The organism is Actinoplanes sp. NPDC089786 (assembly GCF_040684855.1).
In the GTDB taxonomy this organism is placed as follows: Bacteria; Actinomycetota; Actinomycetes; order Mycobacteriales; family Micromonosporaceae; genus Actinoplanes.
Genome location: NZ_JBFBGU010000007.1, coordinates 210,738 through 231,365 on the forward strand (window position 1 = coordinate 210,738; position 20,628 = coordinate 231,365).

Genomic DNA, 20,628 nt, shown 5'->3' on the forward strand with positions numbered 1-20,628 from the left:
CTTGCTCACGGAGGCGTACCGGAGGTTTGAGGGGTTGAATTCTGAGGTTTTGGATCTCTGCACGGCTTGGCAGATGCGCAGCGGGGCCGTCAATGACCACGGGGACGGGGGATATGACGGGCGGGTGCTTGACGGGCTGGTTGAGGTTGACGGGCGGGCGGGGGTGCTGCTCGGGGAGATGAGCGGGGTGGCGGGGCGGTTCGGGCGGTATCGGGAACGGCTCGGGGTGGCGTTGGGGCGGGTGCGGGCGGGCGACGGGGCGTATGTGTCGGAGGAGCTCGAGTCGTACCACGGGGTGTGGTTTCAGCTGCATGAAGATCTGCTGGTGACGTTGGGGATTCCGCGGTGATCGCGCGGCTGGAGGCGGGGCTTGACGCGAGCGCGGAGGTGATCGGGGGGAAGGCGGTTGGGCTTGTGCGGCTGCTGCGGCTCGGGCTGGCGGTGCCGGACGGATTTGTGGTCGGCACGGCGGACTGCCGGGAATATCTCGCCACGGGGCGGCGGCCGGACGGGCTGGATGAGGCGGCCGCGGTGCTGGGTGGCGGGGCCGGGTCGGCGGGTGGTGGGGCCGTGTCGGTGCGGTCGGGGGCGGCGGTGTCGATGCCGGGGATGATGAGCACGCTGCTGGATGTGCGGCCACCGCTCGGTGATGCGGTGGCGGCCGTGTTCGAGTCGTGGAACACGCCGCGGGCGATCACCTACCGGCGGCTGCACGACATCGCGGACGAGGCCGGCACGGCGGTGATCGTGCAGGCCATGGTGTACGGCGACCGGGACGGGCGCAGCGGCTCAGGCGTGGCGTTCAGCCGGGACCCCAACACCGGCGATCCCGGGCCGTACGGCGAGTTCCTGCCGGGACGGCGCGGTGACGCCGTGGTCGCCGGCGAGGAGCGGACGCTGCCGGTCGGCGAGCTGGCGTCCCGTCTGCCGGATGTCTGGGCCTCCCTGCGAGCCGCACTGGAACGGGTGGAACGGCACTATCGCGATGTGTGCCACGTGGAGTTCACCGTCGAGTCGGGACGGCTGTGGCTGCTCCAGGTGCGGCCGGGTGGCGTGGCCGGACACGCGGCGGCGCGGGTCGCGGTCGACCTGGCCGAGGAGGGGCTGATCACCCGGGCCGAGGCGGTCGCCCGGGTCGACCTGGACCGGCTCCCCCGCGTGCCGCGCCTGCCGGCGGAGGTGCCGCCGCTGGCCCGGGGGCTGGGCGCCTCCCCGGGCGTGGCCACCGGGCGGGTCGCCACCACCGCGGACGCCGCGGTCCGGATGACGGGACCGGTCATCCTGGTCCGCCCGACCACCTCCCCGCTCGACCTGCACGGCCTCGCCGCCGCGGCGGGCGTGGTCACCGCCCGCGGCGGACCGGCCAGCCACGCCGCCGTGGTGGCCCGCTCGATGGGCAAACCGGCCGTCGTCGGCGCCCCGCTCGAAGCCCTCGCGGAGGGCACGGTGATCACGGTCGACGGCTCGACCGGGGTGGTCGCCGCCGGCGAGCACCCGCCGCGCATCCCGGGCGCCGACCCGGCCGAGACCCGCCTGCGCGCGTGGGCGACGGGCCTATGAGAACGTCTCGTGCACCGGATCGCCGGCCGCGCGGGCGCCCAGCGCGGCGGTCACCACCGCGATCAGACTCAGGACGAACCCGAGCAGGACGCAGCCGTAGCCGTAGGTGAGGCTCAGCGACCAGAACGGCTGGAAGGGCGGGCTCGTCGCCAGCGGCTCGGCCACCATGGCGACCACGCCGAACACGGTCTGGGGCAGGGTGATGATCAGCGCGAGGCCGGCGGTGGTGTGGCTGACCGCGCGGGCGCCGGGGGTGGAGCGTTCGGTGTGGCGGCTCACCCAGCCGGTCAGCAGCCAGCCGACGATCGCGCCGAGCAGCAGGCCCACGGCCGCCGCGGCGGTGACGTACCAGGGCGGCAGGCGGGTCAGGGTGGCCGAGGCGTAGAACGTGCCGGGCGGTTTGCGGTCGGTGTTGATGATGGTGCTGGCCTCGAACTCCATGCTCAGGCCGTCGCGGGTGGCCCAGAAGGCGCGGCCGCTCTCGTCGAGTTCGCCGGTGGCGATCCAGGTGTTGCCGGTCGGCCACACGTCGTGCACGGTCCAGCCGGCCCGCTCCAGCCGGACGACCGCCTCGTCGGTGAACCGGTGGTATTCGCCGGGCACGTAGTTGCCGCCGACCGGGCCGAAGTCGTACGTGGCGTATTCGAAGTCTTCGTTGCGACCGAGGAAGAGCTGCTCGGTGAAGCTCTGCTCGGAGATCCCCAGGAACAGGCCGTCGTCGCTGCGGTAGCCGTCGATCGGCGCGCCGGGGAACACGGTTCCGGTGATCTCGGCCAGGCGGGCGCCGGTCGGGTAGCCGGGGACGGCGGTCCAGGTGATCCGCGCGGCGAAGGCGGCTCCGGCGTACCCGATGGTCAGCGCGACCAGCACCGCCGTGACCACCACCCAGCGGCCGGCCGGGCGGCCGAGCCGGGCGCGGGCGCCGTGCCGGACGAGGTCGAGGGTTTCGGCCGGGGTGGGCCGCGGCCGGCCGGGTGGGGCCGCGGCCAGGAGGGTGTCGAGCAATTCGTCGCGGCGCGGCCCTTTCGGGTACGCCCGGAGCAGCCGCCGGTACCGCCGCTCGAGCCCGCTCACGCCGTACCCAGCTGAGGCCGCGTCCGCAACTGGGCCACCGCGGTCTGGGCGTTCTTCTGCAATCGGGACGACTCGGCGGCCAGCGCGGACGCCCCGGCGTCGGCGAGGCGGTAGTAGCGGCGGGTCCGCCCGTCGACGACCTCGTCATGGTCGACCTCGACCAGGCCCTCGGCGGCCAGCCGGTCGAGCGCCGCGTAGAGCGTGCCGGCCAGCAGGGTGACCTGGCCGTCGGACAGGCGGGCGACCTCTTGGATCACGCCGTACCCATGTCGGGCCCGCTCGGCCAGCGCGGTGAGGATCCAGAAGGTCGGCTCACGCATCGGCTTCCCCATGCCAGGCAATATAAAGATCAGTTGACTATGGGTCAACCTGTGATCAGCGACACCGACGGTGTTGTTGAAGTTTCAGCAAGATAGGTCGAGTGTTGTCGCTGATACGTCAACAACCTGGGAGTCACGATGACGGACGTGCTGACCGTTCCCGCCGCCGCGGTGCGCACCCGCGTCGTGGTGCCGCTGGAATTCCCCGACGGGTACGCCACCAGCGCCGACGTCTTCACCTTCACCGGCCTGGTCGACGGCAAGGAACACCTCGCGCTCGGGCTGGGCGACTGGCGTGGCGCGCTTGCCGGCCACCCGCTCGTCCGGCCGCACAGCGAGTGCCTCACCGGCGACGTCTTCGGCAGCCGGCGCTGCGACTGCGGTCCGCAGCTGCGCGAGGCGGCCGAGCGGATCACCGAGGCCGGCGGCTTCCTGCTCTACCTGCGTCAGGAGGGCCGCGGCATCGGGCTCTACGCCAAGCTCGACGCGTACGCGCTGCAGGACACCGGCCTGGACACCTACCAGGCCAACCTGGCGCTCGGCCACGGCGAGGACGAACGGGACTACACCGCGGCGGCCCAGATGCTGACGGCGCTCGGCGTGACGAACCTCCGGCTGCTCAGCAACAACCCGGACAAGGCGGCCCAGCTCGGCGCGCTCGGGCTCACGGTCGACGAGCAGGTGCCGACCGGCGTGCACGTGTCGGCCTCGAACGTGCGCTACCTGACCGCCAAGCGCGACCACACCCACCACACGCTCGACCTGGCCGGCTGACCACCATGCGCCACGACGACCACCACTGGCTGAGCGCCGCGATCGACCTGTCGCGCCTCTCCCCGCCCTCCCCGGCCCACTACGCCGTCGGGGCGATCATCGTCGGCGCCGACGGCCGGGTGATCGCCACCGGCTACACCGGCGAGGGCGACGACCACAACCACGCCGAGGAGGTCGCGCTGGCCAAGGCCGAGGGTGACCTGGCCGGCGCCACGATCTACAGCTCGCTCGAACCGTGCACGATGCGGCGCTCCCGACCGTACCCCTGCACGAACTTGATCGTGAACGTCGGCCTCAGACGGGTGGTCTTCGCGATGCGCGAGCCGGAGCTCTTCGCCGACTGCACGGGGCTGGAGACGTTGCGGGCCAACGGGATCGACGTGGTCGAGCGGTCCGACCTGAGCGACCGGGTGGCCGCGGTGAACGCGCACCTGCTGAAGCGGGAGTGTGATGAACGAGCCGCGCTGGCTTGACCCGGCCGAACAGGCGACCTGGCTCGAGCTCGTGCAGATGTTGATGCTCCTGCCGGCCGCGCTCGACCGGCAGCTGCGCGAGGAGACCGGGATCCCGCACGCGTACTACCAGATCCTGGCGATGCTGAGCGACCGGCCGGGCCGGGCCATGCGGATGACCGACCTGGCCCGCCACACCGGCACCACCAGCAGCCGGCTGTCCCACGCGGTGGCCGCGCTGGAGCAGAAGGGCTGGGTGTGCCGGCAGGCGTGCTCGACCGACCGGCGCGGGCAGATCGCCAAGCTGACCGACCTGGGCCTGTCCACCCTGGAGGCGGCGGCGCCCGGTCACGTGGCCGAGGTGCGCCGCCGGGTGTTCGACGCGCTCACGCCGGACGACGTCGAGCGGCTGGGCACGATCGCGGGCAAGATCAATCAGGCGGGTAGCGCAGGCGCGAGGCGTCCGGCGTGATCCCCGGGCGGGTCGGTGACCCGCCCTGCCGCGCCCGCGTCTTGTAGGCCAGGCCGCCGAGCACCTCGAAGACCACCCGATGAGCGTTGTTGACGGTCAGATCGGCGTGATCGTACGGCGGGGACACCTCGACCACGTCCATCGCGACCAAGGGCGTCTCCAGGGCGACCTGCCGTACGGCGCGCAGCAGGTCGGCCGCGGTCATCCCGCCCGGCTCGGGCGTCCCGGTGCCGGGCGCGGTCCCCGGGTCGAGCACGTCGATGTCGACCGACAGGTAGATGGCGTCGCAGCCGTCGCCGGCCCGGGCGATCGCGTCGGCCAGCACCGCGGTGATGCCCCGTTCCCACACCTCGTGCATGAGGTGCCAGGTCATCTCCTGCTCGAGCATCCAGTCGAAGACCTCGGGTGGCGGCCAGTAGCCGCGCAGCCCGATCTGCACGAAGTTCCGCCCGCGGACCGCGCCCGACTCGATCAGCCGCCGCATCGGGGCGCCGTGCGAGGCCAGGTTGCCGTCGATCTGGTCGGCGGTGTCGGCGTGCGCGTCGAAGTGGATCAGCCCGAGCCGCCCCCAGCCGTGCTTCCGGGCCACGGCGGTGGCCGACGGCCAGGTGATCGAGTGGTCGCCGCCGATGACGATCGGGAAGATCCCCTGGTCGACGACGCCGGCCACCTTGGCCTCGATGTTCCGGTGGGACGCCTCGGTCTGGCCGTGGGGGCAGTGCGCGTCGCCCGCGTCGACCAGGTCGATGAAGTCGAACAGCTCGACGCCGAGGTCGAGGTGGTAGGTGCCGGGGTGGTAGGCGGCCGCCCGCAGCGCCCGCGGGCCGAAGCGGGCGCCCGGCCGGTAGGTGGTGGAGATGTCGAACGGAGCGCCGACCACGGCCGCGTCGGGTCGCCGTTCCCGGAGCGCGTCGGCCGAGGGCACCCAGTCACGTTCGCCGAAGGTCGGCAGTCCGTCCGTCACGCCATCACCCTACGGCCGGGAGCGCTCCCATACGCCGGAGAATCACCGTAGTCGATCTCTTGACATCTTTCCGAAATGGACTGAAGACTCTGCGCATGGCCGTGGACATCCGCAAGGCAACCCGGACCACAGTTCTCGCCGCTCTCCTGGTCGCCGCGGGGTGCGGCGCCCCCGACGCGCCCGGCGGAACGTCCGGGAGCACCGACGGGCCGGTGCCCGCCAAACCGTCGAAAGCGATCACCCTGAACATCCTCGACGTGGCCGGGAACCTCCAGCTCACCCAGGGCATGATCGACGACTTCGCCAAGCGCAACAGCGACCAGATCGCCCGGGTCACCTACTCCAAGGCCACCGCCCCCGAGCTGGTCGGCAAGGTCAAGGCGCAGCAGAACGCCGACCGGGTCGACATCGACCTGGTGCTGACCGGCGTGGACGGGCTGGCCGCGGGGATCGACCAGGGCCTGTGGCTGAAGGTGCCCGACCGCGCGGCCCGGCTGCCCGGCATGGCCACCTACCTGCCCGGGGCCGCGGCCATGCAGAAGCTCGCCGGCGACGAGGGTGTCACGGTCACCTACTACCCGTCCGGGCCGCTCATCGAGTACCTGCCGGCCAAGGTGCCCAACCCGCCGAAGACCGCCGAGGAGCTGCTCGCGTACGCCAAGGCGAACCCCGGCGCCGTCCAGTACGCGCGGCCGTCCAACTCGGGCCCGGGCCGTACCTTCCTGATGGGCCTGCCCTACCTGCTCGAGGACAGCGACCCCAAGGACCCGGTGAACGGCTGGTCGAAGACCTGGGCCTACCTGGCCGAGCTGAACAAGCACATCACGCTCTACCCGTCGGCCACCTCGGAGACGATGAAGAACCTGGCCAACGGCTCGGCCAAGATCATCGTCAGCACCACCGGCTGGGACATCAACCCGCGCGTGCTCGGCACCGTGCCCAAGGAGGCCGCGGTCGGCACCCTCCAGGGCTTCCACTGGGTCACCGACGCGCACTACGCGGTCATCCCGCGCGGCGTGCCGGTCGACAAGCAGGCCGCGGTCCTCAACCTGCTCGCCGACATGCTCACCCCGCAACAGCAGGCCAAGGCGTACGACAAGGGCTACTTCTACCCGGGCCCGGCGGTCAAGGACGTGCCGCTGACCATGGCGCCGGAGGAGAGCCGGCAGGCGCTCGCCGACTACGGGCGGCCGGAGTACGAGCAGCTCATCGCCGCCAACCCGCTCGAGGTGCCGCTGGACGCGAAGGCGCTGGTCGCCGCGTTCGACCGCTGGGACCGGGAGATCGGCGGCGCCAAGGTGAAGAAGTGACCTTCTCCTCGCTCCGGATCGACGGGGTCACGCGCCGCTTCGGCGGCAAGGACGCGCTGACCGACCTGACCCTGACCATCCAGCGCGGCGAGTTCATCGCGCTGCTCGGGCCGTCCGGCTGCGGCAAGTCGACCGCGCTCAACTGCCTGGCCGGGCTGCTCCCGCTCACCGAGGGCAGCATCTGGCAGGACGACCAGCGCCTCGACACGCTGCCGCCGGAACGCCGCGGCTTCGGCATGGTGTTCCAGAACTACGCGCTCTTCCCGCACCTCACGGTCCGGCGGAACATCGCGTTCGGGCTGCAGATGCGGCGGGTGCCGCGGGCCGAGGTCCGCCGGCGCACGGACGAGGCGATCAGTCTGGTACGCCTGGAGGAGCACGCCTCGAAACTGCCGGGGCAGCTCTCCGGCGGCCAGCAGCAGCGCGTCGCCATCGCCCGCGCGGTGGTGCTGGAGCCGTCCCTGGTGCTGATGGACGAACCACTGTCCAACCTGGACGCCAAGCTGCGGCTGGAGATGCGGACCGAGATCCGGCGGCTGCACCAGACGCTCGGGCTGACCACCGTGTACGTGACCCACGACCAGGAGGAGGCGCTGTCCCTGGCCGACCGGCTCGTGGTCCTGCGGTCCGGCCGCGTCGACCAGATCGGCACCCCGGCCGAACTGCACGACCTCCCGGCCAACGCGCACGTCGCCGACTTCATGGGCTACCGCAACCTGCTCCCGATGAAGGTGTCGGCCGAGGGGACCGTGGAAGGATCCGGTCTCACGTTCCGGGCGGCCTCCTCGCTGCCGGTGGGATCCAGCGTCATGGTGGCCATCCGGCCCGAAGACCTCGCGGTCGGCCCCGGCGGGGTGCCGGTCACCGTCGAGGTCGTCGAATACCAGGGACGCGAGGTCGCCGTCGAGGCGCGGACCCTGGCCGGAGTGCCGCTGCACCTGCGGGCGGCCCACCGGCCGGCGCCGGGCGACCAGGTGACCGTGGTGGCCGACCCGGCGCGTGTGCTGGTGTTCCCGGCATGACGGCCCTGCGGCACCGGCTCGCGGAACGCGGGATCGACCGGCAACTCGCGCTCCTGCTGCCGGCTCTGCTGTGCGTTCTCGCGCTCTTCGTCTACCCCTTCGCGTACGGCGTGGGCCTGTCGTTCCAACCCGACCGGGGTGGCGTGCTCGGGGCGTACCGGAGCTTCTTCGATGATCCTTATCAGCGGGACACCATCGCGACCACGCTCGGCCTGGCCCTGCCCGCCGCGCTGCTCAACGTGGCGGCGTCGGTGCCGATTGCATACCGGATGAGGGGTCGCTTCCGCGGCAAGCGCCTGATGACCACGGTGCTGGTCGTGCCGATCACGCTGGGGACGGTGCTCACGGCCGAGGGGCTGCTCAACTTCCTCGGGCCGACCGGCTGGTTCAACCGGATCCTCCCCGGCGATCCGGTCCGCCTCACCAACAACTTCTGGGGCGTGTTCTTCTCCCTCGTCATCACCGGTTTCCCGTTCGCCTTCCTGCTGATCCTGTCCTACCTGAGCGGCATCGACCCGAGCCTGGAGAAGGCCGCCGCCACCCTCGGCGCCCGTTCGTGGCAGCGCTTCAGTCGGATCACCCTGCCGCTGCTCGCGCCCGGCCTGGCCACCACCTTCTGCCTCACCTTCGTGCTGGCGTTCAGCGTGTTCCCGTCCGCGATCCTGGTCGGCGACCCGGCCGGCAGCACCCGCGTGATATCCATCGCGGCCTACCACGCCGGCTACGAGGTGTACGACTATCCGCTGGCCAGCGCCATCGCGGTGATCATGGGCGTGGTCGAGCTGGCCGTGGTCGGCGTGGTGCTCGGGCTGCGGTCCCGCTTCTACACCGGCACTTCCTCCGCCGGCAAGGGGTGATCCTTTGAAGCGGCGCATCATCGCCTCCCCCGGCGCGTGGCTGGTCTGGGGTGTGGTCGCGTTCTTCTTCGTCAACCTGGCCGGCGTGATCCTGTCGGTGCTGGTCAGCTCGTTCGGCCGGCAATGGTTCGACAGCTGGCTGCCGCAGAGCTTCACCACCGACTGGTACGGCCAGGCCTGGCGCGAGTTCGGCCTGTTCGACGTGCTGACCGTGACGCTGGAGGTGTCGCTGCTGGTGGTGGCGATCTCGGTGCTGGTCGGGCTGCCCGCCTCCTACGTGCTGGCCCGCCGCGCCTTCCCCGGCCGCCGGCTGCTCTACCTGCTGTTCCTGCTGCCGATCCTGATGCCGCCGATCACCTACGGCATCCCGCTGGCCACGGTCCTCTACAAGTACGGCTTCGCCGGCCACCTCTCCGGCGTCGTCCTGGCCAACCTGGTCCCGTCGATCCCGTTCGTCATCCTGACCATGACCCCGTTCATCGAGCAGGTCGACCCGGCCATCGAACGCGCGGCGCGCATGTGCGGCGCGCGTACCCGTCAGGTCTTCACCCGGATCCTCGCCCCCCTGCTCGTGCCCGGCATCCTGGCCGCCTCGATCCTGGTCCTGGTCCGCACGGTCGGCATGTTCGAGCTGACCTTCCTGACCGCCGGCCCCGACTCGCAGACCCTGGTCGTCGCCTTGTACTACACGATGTCCGCGGCCGGAATCCGAGCCCAGCAGTCGGTCGACGCGATGGCCGTCATCTACACCTCGATGATGCTGGTCCTGCTGGTCATCGCCCTGCGCTTCGTCAACCCGACCCAGCTCGTGGCCCGGGTCAAGGACGACACCGACTGACCGCGACAAGCACCTCGGACGGGTATTCTTCCGGACCCGATCTGGAAAAGGGCGCCCCGGCCGCGTTAGCGTTTCCGGGAGAATATGCCCCGGCAATTGGTCACGGAGGAATGTATGCGTCGGACGATCGTGGCGCTTTTCGGGGTCATTCTGATCGGCATGTCGAGCCTTGCCGCGGCGAGCCCCGCTTCCGCGTCGGCCGGCGTTCTCGCGAGGGCTGACCTTCCGTCGTGCCCTCCGAAGCCCGGCGAATTCGCCTCCTCGCAGGAGAAGCAGGACTACGCCGTCGCGCTCTACATCGGTTGCAAGCCGTTGAAGCCGAAGCCCTGGTTCAAGAACAACTGCGGCATCGTGTCGTGTTCGAGTTACTACTCACGACACGCGGTGAAGATCATCAACGAGGCCAATGAAGACACCAGCTTCTGGGATCTGCTCAAGGACGCCGGTGCGAGTATTGCGTGCGACAAGATCGCGACGAAGCTGAAATTCTCCGGGACGGCCTACTGGTGCGCCGGGGCGGCCTTCGAGATCGCGCTCCTGAAGGAATTCTCGAAGCGGAAGTATCGCGAGGCGGCGGAGAAGGACACCTGCGTCAAGGAGACATCCAACGCGGTCACGGGGTCATACACTTTCACCGTCACCGACCGGAACAACAAGTACTGCTTGGAATGAGCCGTTCTGATCAGCCGGCCGCCTCGCGCGGCGTGGGTGCTGTCGCCTTCTCCACAGCATCGCTGTCGCAGGCGGTGATGAGCAGCAGAGGGATGAGGACGGCGAGAAGGCGGCGTGACGGCATCGTGGAACTCCGGGTCAGCGCAGCGGGATCTCGTGTCCCGGGCCGCGCTCGGTGTCGGGGCGCGGGCCGTGGAGGCGGCGGTCGGACTCGGCGATGGCCACGTCGTTGATGGACGCCTCGCGCCGGCGCATCAGGCCGTTGTCGGCGAACTCCCAGTTCTCGTTGCCGTGGCTGCGGAACCACTGGCCCGCGGCGTCGTGCCACTCGTACTGGAAGCGGACCGCGATGCGGTTGCCGTGGAAGGCCCACAGGCTCTTGCGCAGCACGTAGTCGAGTTCGCGCTCCCACTTCGCGGTCAGGAACGTGACGATCCCGGCCCGGCCGGTCAGGAACAGGTCGCGGTTACGCCAGACCGAATCCTCCGTGTACGCCAGAGCGACCCGCTGGGGATCACGGGAGTTCCAGCCATCCTCGGCGGCCTGCACCTTGAGCAGCGCGGTCGTCTCGTCGAAGGGCGGCACCGGCGGGCGGGCATCCTCAGCCATGGCGCGAGAGTACCCGCCGCCCGCGCCCGTGAGCACGTGCGGCGGGTCCCACCCCGGACCCAAGAGGAGACGCAAACGGACCAGGCCCGTGGCGCCGCGACCGGGGCGCGCGACCACCTGCCGGGCCGGGCCGAGGCCGCCGGGCGGCGCGGCACCAGCCGGCTTCGGACCGAGGCCGCGCGACCGGGCCGGATCCTCGCTGCCTAACCTGGGCGGATGCGACTGCACGTGGGGTGTGCCCAGTGGACCCACAAGGCCTGGCAGGGGCGGATCATGCCGGACGGCGACAAGCTGCGGTCGTACGCGAGCTGGTGCAATGCCGTCGAGGGAACACCACGTTCTATGCCACCCCGGGGCGGGACACCGTTGCCTCGTGGGCGGAGCAGACCGGGGCGGGGTTCCGGTTCGTGGTGAAGTTGCCGCGGACCATCACGCACGATCGGCGGCTTCAGCACGCCGAGGGGGAGCTGCGGGCCTTTCTGCGGGCGATCGAGCCGCTGGGACCGCGGCTGCACGCGCTCTGGATCCAGTTGCCGGCCTCGTTCGCGCCGGGTGATCTGCCGGCCCTTGATCGTTTTCTGCGGGGGCTGCCGGCCGGCCATCGGTACGCGGTGGAGGTGCGTGACCCGGCGTTCTTCGACGGGCAGCCCGAACGGGACCTGGAGCGAACCCTGGGCGGCGCGGAGTGGGTTCCGTTCGACACCACCGAGTTCTTCCGGACGCCGCCGACCAGTGACGCCGAGCGGGACGCCTGGACGAAGAAGCCGCGTACCCCGCTGCGTACCCGAGCTCTGACCGCCGGCCCGATCGTCCGCTACCTGGGGCGGGACGACCCGGCCCGGACGGAACAGGGGTGGCGGCGCTGGGTCGACGCGTGCGAGGCGTGGCTGCGTGAGGGCCGCTCCCCCACCGTCTTCATCCACACGCCGGACAACGTCGACGCCCCGGCCCTCGCGCGTCAGTTCCACGAGGCGGTGCGCAAGCGCGTACCGCAGCTGGAGCCGCTGCCCGATCCCGACCCGATGGACGAGCCCCTGACCCTGTTCTGACGCGGTGAAGCCAGCGGTGAAGCCAGCGGTGAAGCCAGCGGTGAAGCCAACGCGACGCACGCGGTGACGCAGGTCTCGTCACGACGGCAGATGCCCGCTCGTCCTGATGGTGTTGAGACATACGGACGAGGAAGTGATCGCAGTGGGACAGCACCGGGTTGTCATCATCGGCGCGGGTTTCGGGGGTCTGTTCGCGGCCAGGACGCTGCGCCGGGCCGACGTGCACGTGACCCTCATCAACGGCACCACCTACCACCTGTTCCAGCCCCTGCTCTACCAGGTGGCGACCGGCATCCTGAGCGAGGGCGAGGTGGCGCCCCCGATTCGCGAGGTGCTCAAGAGCCAGGACAACGTCGACGTACGGCTGGGCTGGGTCGAGGACATCGACGTGGACGCCAAACAGGTCCTGGTGAACGGGCCGGGCGTCAGCTACACGGTTCCGTACGACACCCTGATCGTGGCCGCCGGGTCGTCCCAGTCGTACTTCGGGCACGACGGGTTCGCCCTGCACGCCCCGGGCATGAAGAGCGTGGACGACGCCCTGGAGCTGCGGGCGCGGATCTTCAACGCGTTCGAGATCGCCGACGTGCAGACCGATGACGCGGCCCGGGAACGCTGGATGACCTTCGTGGTCGTCGGCGCGGGCGCCACCGGCACCGAGATGGCCGGCCAGATCGCCGAGCTGGCCCACCGGACGCTGCCCGGCCAGTACCGGCACATCGACCCCCACCAGGCCCGCATCGTGCTGGTGGACGCGGTCGACCGGGTGCTCACCACCTTCGACGAGCGGCTGTCCACGGCCACCCTGCGCCGCCTGCACCTGCTCGGCGTCGAGGTCGAGCTGGACACCAAGGTGGTCGGGGTGGACGAGACCGGCGTCGACGTGGTGACGGTTCGCGGCCCCGAGCGCTTCGAGGCGATGACCAAGGTGTGGGCGGCCGGGGTGGCCGCGTCCCCGCTGGTCGGGCGGCTGGCCGAGGCGGTCGGCGCGACCACCGACCGGGCCGGGCGGGTGCACGTCGAGCCGGACGCGACGCTGCCCGGTCACCCGGAGATCTTCGTGGTCGGCGACCTGATGGCGTTGCCCGGCAAGGACGGCCGGCAGCTGCCCGGCGTGGCCCAGGTGGCGATCCAGAGCGGCCGGCACGCGGCGAAGCAGGTCCTGCGCCGCCTCGCGGGCAAGCCGGACGGGCAGCCGTTCCACTACTTCGACAAGGGCAACATGGCGGTGATCTCGCGGTTCAACGCGGTCGCCGACATCGGCGGCGTGCGGCTGTCCGGCTTCCCGGCCTGGCTGGTCTGGCTCGGCGTGCACCTGTTCTACCTGGTCGGTTTCAAGAACCGGGTGACCGCGGTGCTGCACTGGGCGGTCAGTTTCCTCGGTCGCGGCCGGTCCGAGCGGGTGAGCACGCTTCAGCAGGTGCACTCCAGGGCCGCGATGCGCGAGTACGGCGACCCGTTCGCACCGCGGCCCCTCGCACCTCAGCCGAGCTTGGCGAGTGCCGACCGCAGCGCGGCCGGTCCGGAGGCGACGTCGTCCAGTCCGAAGCCCAGCGTGACCGTGCGCTGAGTGGAGACCGCCGCGTACGAGCGCAGCACCGCGCCTGCCCGGCCCCACTCGCCCGCCGCCGCCGACCAGCCGCCGAGGTCCGCCTCGAAGCCGTCGGTGGCGGTGGCCGTCCCGCCGATCACCACCCGGGTGTCGTCGACGAAGACGCCGCGCCCGCCGGTGCCGCCGTCACTGAGGTAGGTCACGGACAGCTCGACCGGCTTCCCGGCGTAGGCGGACAGGTCGACGCTGACCTGCTCCCAGCCGTTGCTGCTCCCGCTGACCGAGTGCCACGCGCCGGTGGTGCCGGTCGCGGCGCAGGTCGGGCCGTCGGGCGTCAGGTAGTGCGCCAGGTGCGGGTGGCGGTCGACCAGAACGGCACAATCCTCGGGTACGGCGGTGCCGGAACCGGTGAACGGCAGCGTCGTCCAGTCGTCGCCGCCGGCGGTGCGCGCCTCGATCACCAGGTGGTCCCAGCCGGGCTCGGTGTCGTAGGAGAGCGCCATGGTCAGCGCCGGGTCCTGTGCCGCCGAGGCGCCGGTCAGGTCGACCGTGCGGGTGAGCCGCGCGGACGCGTTGTCGCGGTGCGCGATCGCGGCCTGCCCGTTGCCGGCGAACGGCTCGAACGGCCCGCGCAGCCCCTGGTAGACGCCCGCCGAGGCGGAGGCGACGCGCGGGATCCCGGGCAGGATGTCGCCGGTCGCGCTGAACATGGTGACCGGGCCGGCCGGGTCCTTCAGCGTCGCCGACGCGCCCTGGAGCACGCCGCTGCCGGTGAAGCCGGTCGCGCCGGCCGAGGTGACCGGGGCGTCCACGCCGAGCCAGTACTGGGCGAAGTCGTCGGCGTTGACCCGGGTGAAGTTGAGCGGCTCGTGCGCCGCGGCGGCCCGCCCGGCCTTGACCACCTTGCCGCCCTCGTTGAGGTAGTCCCGCACGGCCAGCGTGGTGCCCGGGGCCGCCGCCGCGGCCGCCACCTCCCAGACGACCGCCCGGTAATGGCTCAGCACGCCCAGGTCGTCCGGCGAGCCCTGGGTGGCCACGTCCCAGACCGGCGCCCCGCCGACCGCATCCGCGTAGAGCTTGGCGCGGGTCGCGGGCGCGCCCTCGTCGGCCAGGATCAGCACGTCACCACGCTTGGGCTTCACGACCGTGTAGGTGAACCGGTCGCTGGCCACCCGCTTGCCGTGCGCCGTCCCGGTGAACCACACCTCGACCGTGGCGCCGCCCGGAGCGCCGGTGACGGCGCCGCGGTACTCGTCGTAGTAGAGGTTGTCGGTGCCGCCGTAGACCTCGCCACCACGCCAGGCGGTGACCGCGGCGGTGCGCTCGGCGCCACCGTTCACCCGCCAGTGCAGCTTCCGGCCGGTCAGCGACCTGGCCGCGGTCACCGCGACGGTCTGCGGGGCGCCGGCGGCGTAGGAGGTGGTGAACGGGTGGGCGGCGAGCGGGGTGGCGGCGATGCCGACCGACGACTTCGGGTTGGCCGGGTCGGCGGTGGACGCGGCCACCGAGAGCATGAACGGCAGGTTCCTGGTGAACTCGGCCTGGATCAGCTTCTCGTCGTCCGGGAAGTGGAAGATGCTCGGGCAGGTGTCCGGAGTCCACTCGTCGGCCGGGTCCGAGGCGGCCGCGGCCTGGCAGGTGGTCAGCTCGGCGGCGATCATGGGTACGCCGTTGACGTTGACCGAGTTGCTCAGCGAGTCGCCGTTCGAGGTGTAGATGTCGGAGAGCACCTGGGGCCGGAAGCCGGGCACCGCCGGGTTGCCGGGCACCCCGACCAGGCTGCGGTAGAGCACGTCGTCGGGCGACGGCGTGGCCGTCTGGAAGCTGACGCCGTACATCAGAACCTGCTGGGCCGAGTGCATGTTGAGCGCGAGCTCGGGCTTGACCCGGCGCTCGAAGGCGTTGAATGCGACGTTCTCCGGCTCGGAGCCCGGCCCGGGGCCGCGATAGCCCTCGCTGCCGGGATCCGGCGAGGAGCCCTCGTCGTCCCAGGCCCAGCGGAAGCCGAAGTTGCGGTTCAGGTCGACACCGTCGGCCACGGTGAGCTTGCCGTCGCCGTCGTTGTCGCGCAGGTTCTTGCGCCACAACCGGGCGCCGGGCGCGTCGGTGAAGGTGAAGTCGTAACCATCCGGGTTGGCGACCGGCAGGAACCACATCTCGGTGGTGTCGACCAGGCCGGTGATCCGCGGGTCGGCGCCGTACTGGTCGATGACGTGGTGCATCAGCCGCCGGGTGACCTCCGGGGTGATCCACTCGCGGGCGTGCTGGGCGCCGAAGAAGAAGCTGCCCGGGCGGGCGCCGTCCGGCGTGGCGGCGGCGTCCCTGGTCACCTTGACCGCGAGGATGTCCTGGCCGCGCAGGGTCTTGCCGATCGACTCGACCTTGGCGATACCGGGATGCGCGGCGGCCACCGCGCGCAGCTCCTCGGCGATGCCGCCGCTGCCGCTGTACGGCCGGAACACGCCTTGGCCGGCCGGGGCGGCGGCCCGCCGCTCGGTGAGCCGGACGCCTTGGTCCCGCAGCCCGTCGGCCTGCTTGCCGGTGAGCACCAGCTCGACCGGTCCGGACCGGCCGCCCTCGGGCAGATCGATTTCGGTGGTGTCCGCGCCGGCCTTGCCCAGGTCGTCGACCTGGGCCGGGGTGACCTGGGCGGACCAGACGCGGAGCCGGTCGTCGCCGGTTCCGGGTGCGGCCTGGGCGGCGGTCGCCCCGGCGAGCGGGAGGAGCGCGGCCGCGAGGGCCACGAGCGTACGTCTCACAATGACTCCTGGTGACGTCGGTATGTGTCCTTTGACTGCAACGGGCCGCCACGCCGGAACTTCAGTCCGCGTTCCGTCCAGTCCCGACAGTCCCCGCGTTCCTGCCCGAATGGTCGCCGCCGCAAGATCCGGCCGGCGACCGGCACGGACGATTCCCGACAAATACCTCCGGACGCGGTGAATGGCCGGGCGCGCCAAGATCACGTGACATCGGGGCAGTTCATAGCTCGGAACTTATTGGTTGAACCTGCATCGGATTAGCGTGGAGGCATGGCCCCCGACGACGCCCCGGCGATCCGCTTCTCGCTGCTCGGACCCGTCCGCGTCACCCGTGGCGACCTGGAGCTGAGTCTCGGGCCGCGGCAGCAGCGCCTGGTGCTGGCGCTGCTGCTGTCCCGGGCCGGCGGCCTGGTCACGATGACCGAGCTGATCGAGCTGCTGTGGCCGGCCGACGCCCCGCCCAGCGCCGCCAACGCGGTCCACCGGCAGATCGGGGCGCTCCGGCGCATCCTCGAGCCCGGCCTGCCGCCCCGGTCCACCGGCGCCTACCTGCACCGGGAGGCGGGCGGCTACCGGCTGCGGGCCGACCCGGACACGCTCGACCTGCTGGCCTTCCGCCGGGCCGCCGCGCGGGCCGCGGCGGCGCTGGCCGGGGGCGATGCGGCCGAGGCGGTGCGCCGGTCGCAGGAGGCGCTGCGGGAGTGGCGCGGGCGGGTCGCGGCCGGGCTCGAACCGGTGTCGCTGGACCACCCGGCGTTCACCGCGCTCGAGGCGGAACACATCCAGGCCGTACGGACCGCGGCGGACGCGGCGGCGGCCGGTGGCGACACCGGGGCGGTGCTGGTCCCGTTGCGGCAGGCGGCCGACCGGCACCCGCTGGACGAGGGGTTGCAGAGCCGGTTGCTGGTGGCCCTGGCCGCGACCGGGCGGCAGGCCGAGGCGGTGGACCGGTACCGGGAGATCCGGTCCCGGCTGGCCGACGAGCTCGGCGTCGACCCCGGCCCTGAGCTGCGCGAGGCGTACGACCGGCTGCTGCACCAGCGCTTCGAGCCGCGTGCTCCGGCCGTACCCCGGCCCCCGGCTCTTGATCTTGATCGGAACGGCCCGCCACGACCGGCTCAGCTGCCGCCCGGCCAGCCGTTCTTCACCGGCCGCACCGCGCTGCTGGCCGAGGGCCGGGCGATCGCCGAACGGCCCGGCGGCGGCGTGCTGGCCATCGACGGGATGCCCGGCGTCGGCAAGACCACCTTCGCGGTGCACCTGGCGCACGAGGTGGCCGCGAACTACCCGGACGGTCAGCTCTACGTCGACCTGCGCGGCTACGACGAGCAGGGCCCGGCGATGACCCCGGCCGAGGCGCTGCGCGGCTTCCTCGGCGCGCTCGGGGTGCCACAAGATCGGGTGCCGGCCGAGCTGCACGCCCAGGCCGGCATGTTCCGGAGCACGGTGGCCGGCCGGCGGCTGCTGATCGTGCTGGACAACTGCCGGGACGCCGAACAGGTGCGGCACCTGCTGCCCGGTACCCCCGGCTGCCTGGTCGTGGCCAACAGCCGCAACCGGCTCACCGGCCTGCTGACCGGCGCCGGCGCCCACCCGATGCGGATCGACCCGCCGTGCGTGGCCGAGGCCCGGGACGGCATCCGGCACCGGCTGGGCGCGCGGGCCGACCGGGAGCCCGAGGCGGTGGACGCGATCATCGCCGCGTGCGGGCGGCTGCCGCTGGCGCTGGCGGTGGTCTGCGCGCGGGCGGTGAGCCGGCCGGAGACGCCGCTGGCCGCGATCGCGGCCGAGCTGACCGAGGCGCAGGGCGGGCTGGACGGGTTCGGTGGCTTCGGCGCAGAAGACCCGCACACCGACCTGCGCGCGGTGTTCTCGTGGTCGTACCGGGCGTTGCCGGCGCCGGCGGCCCGGCTGTTCCGGATGCTGCCGGGCCATCCCGGCCCGGATTTCTCGACGGCCGCGGCGGCGGCGCTGGCCGGGGTGCCGCCGCGCGAGGGGCGGGCGCTGGTCGGCGAGCTGGAACGGGCCCGGCTGGTGGTCGAGCACCGGCCGGGACGGTTCCGGCTGCACGAGCTGCTGTGGGCGTACGCGAGGGAGCTCTTCCGGGCCGTCGACTCCCCCGACCAGCGGCTCGCGGCGCGGGACCGCATCGTCGCGTTCTACCGCGACACCATCCTGGCCGGACACCGGCTGCTGCTGGCCCGGCGCGCCTTCCTGCTCGAGCCGCTGGTCCTGCCCGAGCCCGGCCCGACCCCGCTGGACGGCGCCGGCCGGGACGCCGCGCGGGCCTGGTTCGACGCCGAACGCGACGTGCTGGGGTCGCTGGTCGGGCTGGCCGCCGCGGACGACCGGCACGGACCGGCGTGGCTGGTCGTGGTCGGCCTCCAGCCGTACTTCGACCGCAGCGGCCGGGCGCTGGACTGGGCCGCCGCCGCCCGGGTCGCGCTGGACGCCGCGATCCGGGCCGGTGACGCGCTGGGCGAGGCGCGCATGTGCCGCAGCCTGGCCGGCGCGCACCACTTCCTCCAGGAGTACGACCAGGCCCTGCGCCTGCTCGGCCGGGCCCGCGAGCTGCTGGCCCGGCACGGCTCGCCGGCCGAGCTGTCCCGGGTGGGCATCAACCAGGGCATGGTGCTGCGCGGCTGCGGCCGCCACGAGGAGGCGCTGCGGGTGCTGGAGGCGAGCACCGCCGAGGCCGAGGCGGCGGGCGAACGTCTCCAGGTGGCCGACTGCCTGACCACGCGGGCGGACAGCTGCGTGGCGTTGGGCCGGTTGGACGAGGCGCTCGATCTGGCCGAGCGCGCCCGCTGGGACCTGGCCCGGCACGACGACGTGTTCGGGCTCGGCGACGTGTGGATGGTGATCGGCTCGGTGCACGCGGCGCGGCGCAAGCACGACGAGGCGGTACGCGCGTGGCGCAAGGCGGTCACCTGTTTCAAGAAGGCGTCGGCGCCGGCGCTGACCGCCGAGGTGCTCACCCGGATCGGCGACTCGCTGAGCGACGCGGGCGACCGGGCCGGCGCCGAGCGGTCCTGGCGGGAGGCGCTCGACCTGACCTCGGACGCGCAGACCGCGGTGGCCCAGGCCCTGCGCCACCGCCTCCGGCACGTGGCCTGAACGGCCGGGATTGAACCGTACGAATCCTGTTACGTAGTAAGCGCAGTGACACGCATTCAGCTTCGTGGACGTTCCGCCGAACAGGCCGCCCTCCGCCGCTCCGGTCGCGGCGTGGTCATCGTCGGCGGCGAGCCCGGCATCGGAAAAACCGCCCTGCTGCGGGCCGAAGTGGCCCACGCCGCCGGTGACGGGTACGCCGCCCTGGCCACCGCCCGCCCCGGCGACACGGTCGCCCCGCTCGCCACGCTGGCCCCGGCCCTGCGCCCGCTGCTGTCCACGGACGGCTTCCACGCCCTCGCCGATCTGCAGGACAAGCCACTGTGGCTGGCCGAACGGCTGGCCTCGGTGCTGGCGGCCAAGGCGCCCGCGCTCATCGCGGTGGACGACGTGCAGCACGCCGACCCGCTGAGCGCCTTCCTGCTGCGGGCCCTGCCCGCCCGGCTGGCCGGGGCGCCGGTGCGGTGGCTGCTGGCCGGCTCGCTCCCCGCCGGCGCCGACGTCCGCCGGCTCGACCTGGGCCCGGTGAGCGCCGAGGCACTGGCCGAGATCGCCGCCGACCGGCTCGGGCACCGGCCGGACGCCGGGTTGCGGGCCCGCCTGGCCGAGACGGACGGGCTCCCCTACCTGGCCGTCCGGATCATCGAGGACGACCCGGCCGGGCTGCGCGCCGACGTCCGGCGGCGGCTCGCCCACGCCACCGATCGGTGCCGGGCCCTGGTGACCGCCGCGGCCGTGCTGAGCGAGGCGATCCGGCTCGACGACATCGCCTTGCTGATGGACGAGCAGCCGCTCGACCTGATCGGCCCGTTCGGCGAGGCGGTCGCCCTGGGCCTGCTGTCCGACGGCGAGGACGGCGCGGCGTTCCGGCACCCATGGCTGCGCCGCGCCGTCCTCGACGACCTCACCCCGTCGGCCCGCCGTACCCTGCAGACCAGCGCGATCGACCTCGGCGCCGGCACCGAGATGTCCACCATGGACGAGGAGCTCAACCGGCTGCTCGAGGCCGAGGCGCCCCGGCCGGACAACGCCTGGGCCACCCTGACGGCGATGGAGCAGCGTGTGGCCACCCTGATCTCGGACGGCCACACGAACCGCTCGGCCGCCGCGACCCTGCACCTCTCCCCCAGCACGGTCAGCACCCACCTGCGCGCGGTCTTCGCCAAGCTGGCCATCAACTCCCGCGTCCAGCTGACCCGCCTGGCCATGCGGCGGCAGTTGACCTGAGAC

Annotated in this window: 18 protein-coding genes and 1 pseudogene; 14 read left to right on the forward strand and 5 right to left on the reverse strand. The window is 72.4% G+C overall.

Translation table 11 applies throughout. The features are described 5' to 3' along the window. The first annotated feature begins 124 nt into the window (after positions 1 to 124). Both AB0O15_RS22880 and AB0O15_RS22885 read left to right on the forward strand, forming a co-directional pair. Positions 125 to 349 (forward strand): hypothetical protein, encoded by a 225-nt coding sequence (locus tag AB0O15_RS22880; protein WP_364321842.1) that lies wholly within the window; start codon positions 125 to 127, stop codon positions 347 to 349. Then, positions 346 to 1,560 (forward strand): PEP/pyruvate-binding domain-containing protein, encoded by a 1,215-nt coding sequence (locus AB0O15_RS22885; protein ID WP_364321845.1) that lies wholly within the window; start codon positions 346 to 348, stop codon positions 1,558 to 1,560. Before AB0O15_RS22880 ends, AB0O15_RS22885 begins: the two co-directional genes overlap by 4 nt. Here AB0O15_RS22885 and AB0O15_RS22890 read toward each other — a convergent pair. Together AB0O15_RS22890 and AB0O15_RS22895 are read right to left on the reverse strand one after the other, a co-directional pair. Continuing rightward, positions 1,555 to 2,634, reverse strand: coding sequence for a hypothetical protein (locus AB0O15_RS22890; protein ID WP_364321848.1), 1,080 nt, complete (start codon positions 2,632 to 2,634; stop codon positions 1,555 to 1,557). The two genes, AB0O15_RS22885 and AB0O15_RS22890, sit on opposite strands and share 6 nt — an antisense overlap. Beyond that, the gene (locus tag AB0O15_RS22895) at positions 2,631 to 2,966 is read right to left on the reverse strand and encodes a PadR family transcriptional regulator (protein WP_364321851.1); all 336 of its coding nucleotides are present in this window, start codon (positions 2,964 to 2,966) and stop codon (positions 2,631 to 2,633) included. Before AB0O15_RS22895 ends, AB0O15_RS22890 begins: the two co-directional genes overlap by 4 nt. A gap of 126 nt (positions 2,967 to 3,092) precedes the next feature. Here AB0O15_RS22895 and ribA point away from each other — a divergent pair, with 126 nt between their 5' ends. Genes ribA through AB0O15_RS22910 form a run of 3 tightly spaced genes read left to right on the forward strand, consistent with a single transcriptional unit; the run spans position 3,093 to position 4,652 of the window. Beyond that, positions 3,093 to 3,728 carry a GTP cyclohydrolase II gene (gene ribA, locus AB0O15_RS22900; protein ID WP_364321854.1) on the forward strand — a complete coding sequence of 212 codons (636 nt, stop codon included), beginning with the start codon at positions 3,093 to 3,095 and terminating at the stop codon, positions 3,726 to 3,728. Between the two features lie 5 nt (positions 3,729 to 3,733). Next, complete coding sequence (locus AB0O15_RS22905; protein ID WP_364321857.1) at positions 3,734 to 4,201, forward strand: deaminase; 468 nt, start codon at positions 3,734 to 3,736, stop codon at positions 4,199 to 4,201. Next, positions 4,179 to 4,652, forward strand: coding sequence for a MarR family transcriptional regulator (locus AB0O15_RS22910; protein ID WP_364321860.1), 474 nt, complete (start codon positions 4,179 to 4,181; stop codon positions 4,650 to 4,652). The genes AB0O15_RS22905 and AB0O15_RS22910 overlap by 23 nt, the downstream gene beginning before the upstream one ends. Here AB0O15_RS22910 and speB read toward each other — a convergent pair. After that, complete coding sequence (speB, locus tag AB0O15_RS22915; RefSeq protein WP_364321862.1) at positions 4,612 to 5,616, reverse strand: agmatinase; 1,005 nt, start codon at positions 5,614 to 5,616, stop codon at positions 4,612 to 4,614. The genes AB0O15_RS22910 and speB overlap by 41 nt on opposite strands. Positions 5,617 to 5,711: 95 nt before the next feature. Here speB and AB0O15_RS22920 point away from each other — a divergent pair, with 95 nt between their 5' ends. The 5 genes from AB0O15_RS22920 to AB0O15_RS22940 all read left to right on the forward strand — a co-directional run bounded on the left by AB0O15_RS22920 (position 5,712) and on the right by AB0O15_RS22940 (position 10,315). Continuing rightward, positions 5,712 to 6,926 (forward strand): extracellular solute-binding protein, encoded by a 1,215-nt coding sequence (locus AB0O15_RS22920; RefSeq protein WP_364321865.1) that lies wholly within the window; start codon positions 5,712 to 5,714, stop codon positions 6,924 to 6,926. Next, positions 6,923 to 7,948 carry an ABC transporter ATP-binding protein gene (locus tag AB0O15_RS22925; protein WP_364321868.1) on the forward strand — a complete coding sequence of 342 codons (1,026 nt, stop codon included), beginning with the start codon at positions 6,923 to 6,925 and terminating at the stop codon, positions 7,946 to 7,948. The genes AB0O15_RS22920 and AB0O15_RS22925 overlap by 4 nt, the downstream gene beginning before the upstream one ends. After that, positions 7,945 to 8,805 (forward strand): sugar ABC transporter permease, encoded by an 861-nt coding sequence (locus AB0O15_RS22930; RefSeq protein ID WP_364321871.1) that lies wholly within the window; start codon positions 7,945 to 7,947, stop codon positions 8,803 to 8,805. The genes AB0O15_RS22925 and AB0O15_RS22930 overlap by 4 nt, the downstream gene beginning before the upstream one ends. A gap of 4 nt (positions 8,806 to 8,809) precedes the next feature. Beyond that, entirely contained in the window at positions 8,810 to 9,643 is an 834-nt protein-coding gene (locus AB0O15_RS22935) for an ABC transporter permease subunit (RefSeq protein WP_364321874.1), read from the forward strand. 114 nt (positions 9,644 to 9,757) lie between these two features. Next, positions 9,758 to 10,315 (forward strand): hypothetical protein, encoded by a 558-nt coding sequence (locus AB0O15_RS22940; protein ID WP_364321877.1) that lies wholly within the window; start codon positions 9,758 to 9,760, stop codon positions 10,313 to 10,315. A gap of 138 nt (positions 10,316 to 10,453) precedes the next feature. Here AB0O15_RS22940 and AB0O15_RS22945 read toward each other — a convergent pair whose 3' ends face one another. After that, positions 10,454 to 10,924, reverse strand: a complete 471-nt coding sequence (locus tag AB0O15_RS22945) for a nuclear transport factor 2 family protein (RefSeq protein WP_364321880.1) — start codon at positions 10,922 to 10,924, stop codon at positions 10,454 to 10,456. Positions 10,925 to 11,140: 216 nt separating this feature from the next. On the opposite strand from AB0O15_RS22945, the pseudogene AB0O15_RS22950 reads away from it, so the two are divergent. After that, positions 11,141 to 11,973: pseudogene (locus tag AB0O15_RS22950) on the forward strand (DUF72 domain-containing protein). Positions 11,974 to 12,106: 133 nt separating this feature from the next. Continuing rightward, a complete protein-coding gene (locus AB0O15_RS22955; RefSeq protein ID WP_364321883.1) occupies positions 12,107 to 13,543 on the forward strand; it encodes an NAD(P)/FAD-dependent oxidoreductase in 1,437 nt (478 codons plus the stop codon). Here the strand turns inward: AB0O15_RS22955 and AB0O15_RS22960 are convergent. Beyond that, complete coding sequence (locus AB0O15_RS22960) at positions 13,456 to 16,284, reverse strand: M14 family zinc carboxypeptidase (RefSeq protein ID WP_364321886.1); 2,829 nt, start codon at positions 16,282 to 16,284, stop codon at positions 13,456 to 13,458. The genes AB0O15_RS22955 and AB0O15_RS22960 overlap by 88 nt on opposite strands. Before the next feature lie 270 nt (positions 16,285 to 16,554). On the opposite strand from AB0O15_RS22960, the gene AB0O15_RS22965 reads away from it, so the two are divergent. Then, a complete protein-coding gene (locus tag AB0O15_RS22965) occupies positions 16,555 to 19,401 on the forward strand; it encodes a BTAD domain-containing putative transcriptional regulator (protein WP_364321889.1) in 2,847 nt (948 codons plus the stop codon). A 45-nt stretch (positions 19,402 to 19,446) separates the two neighbouring features. Continuing rightward, positions 19,447 to 20,625 carry a LuxR C-terminal-related transcriptional regulator gene (locus AB0O15_RS22970; RefSeq protein ID WP_364321892.1) on the forward strand — a complete coding sequence of 393 codons (1,179 nt, stop codon included), beginning with the start codon at positions 19,447 to 19,449 and terminating at the stop codon, positions 20,623 to 20,625. Positions 20,626 to 20,628 lie beyond the last annotated feature (3 nt).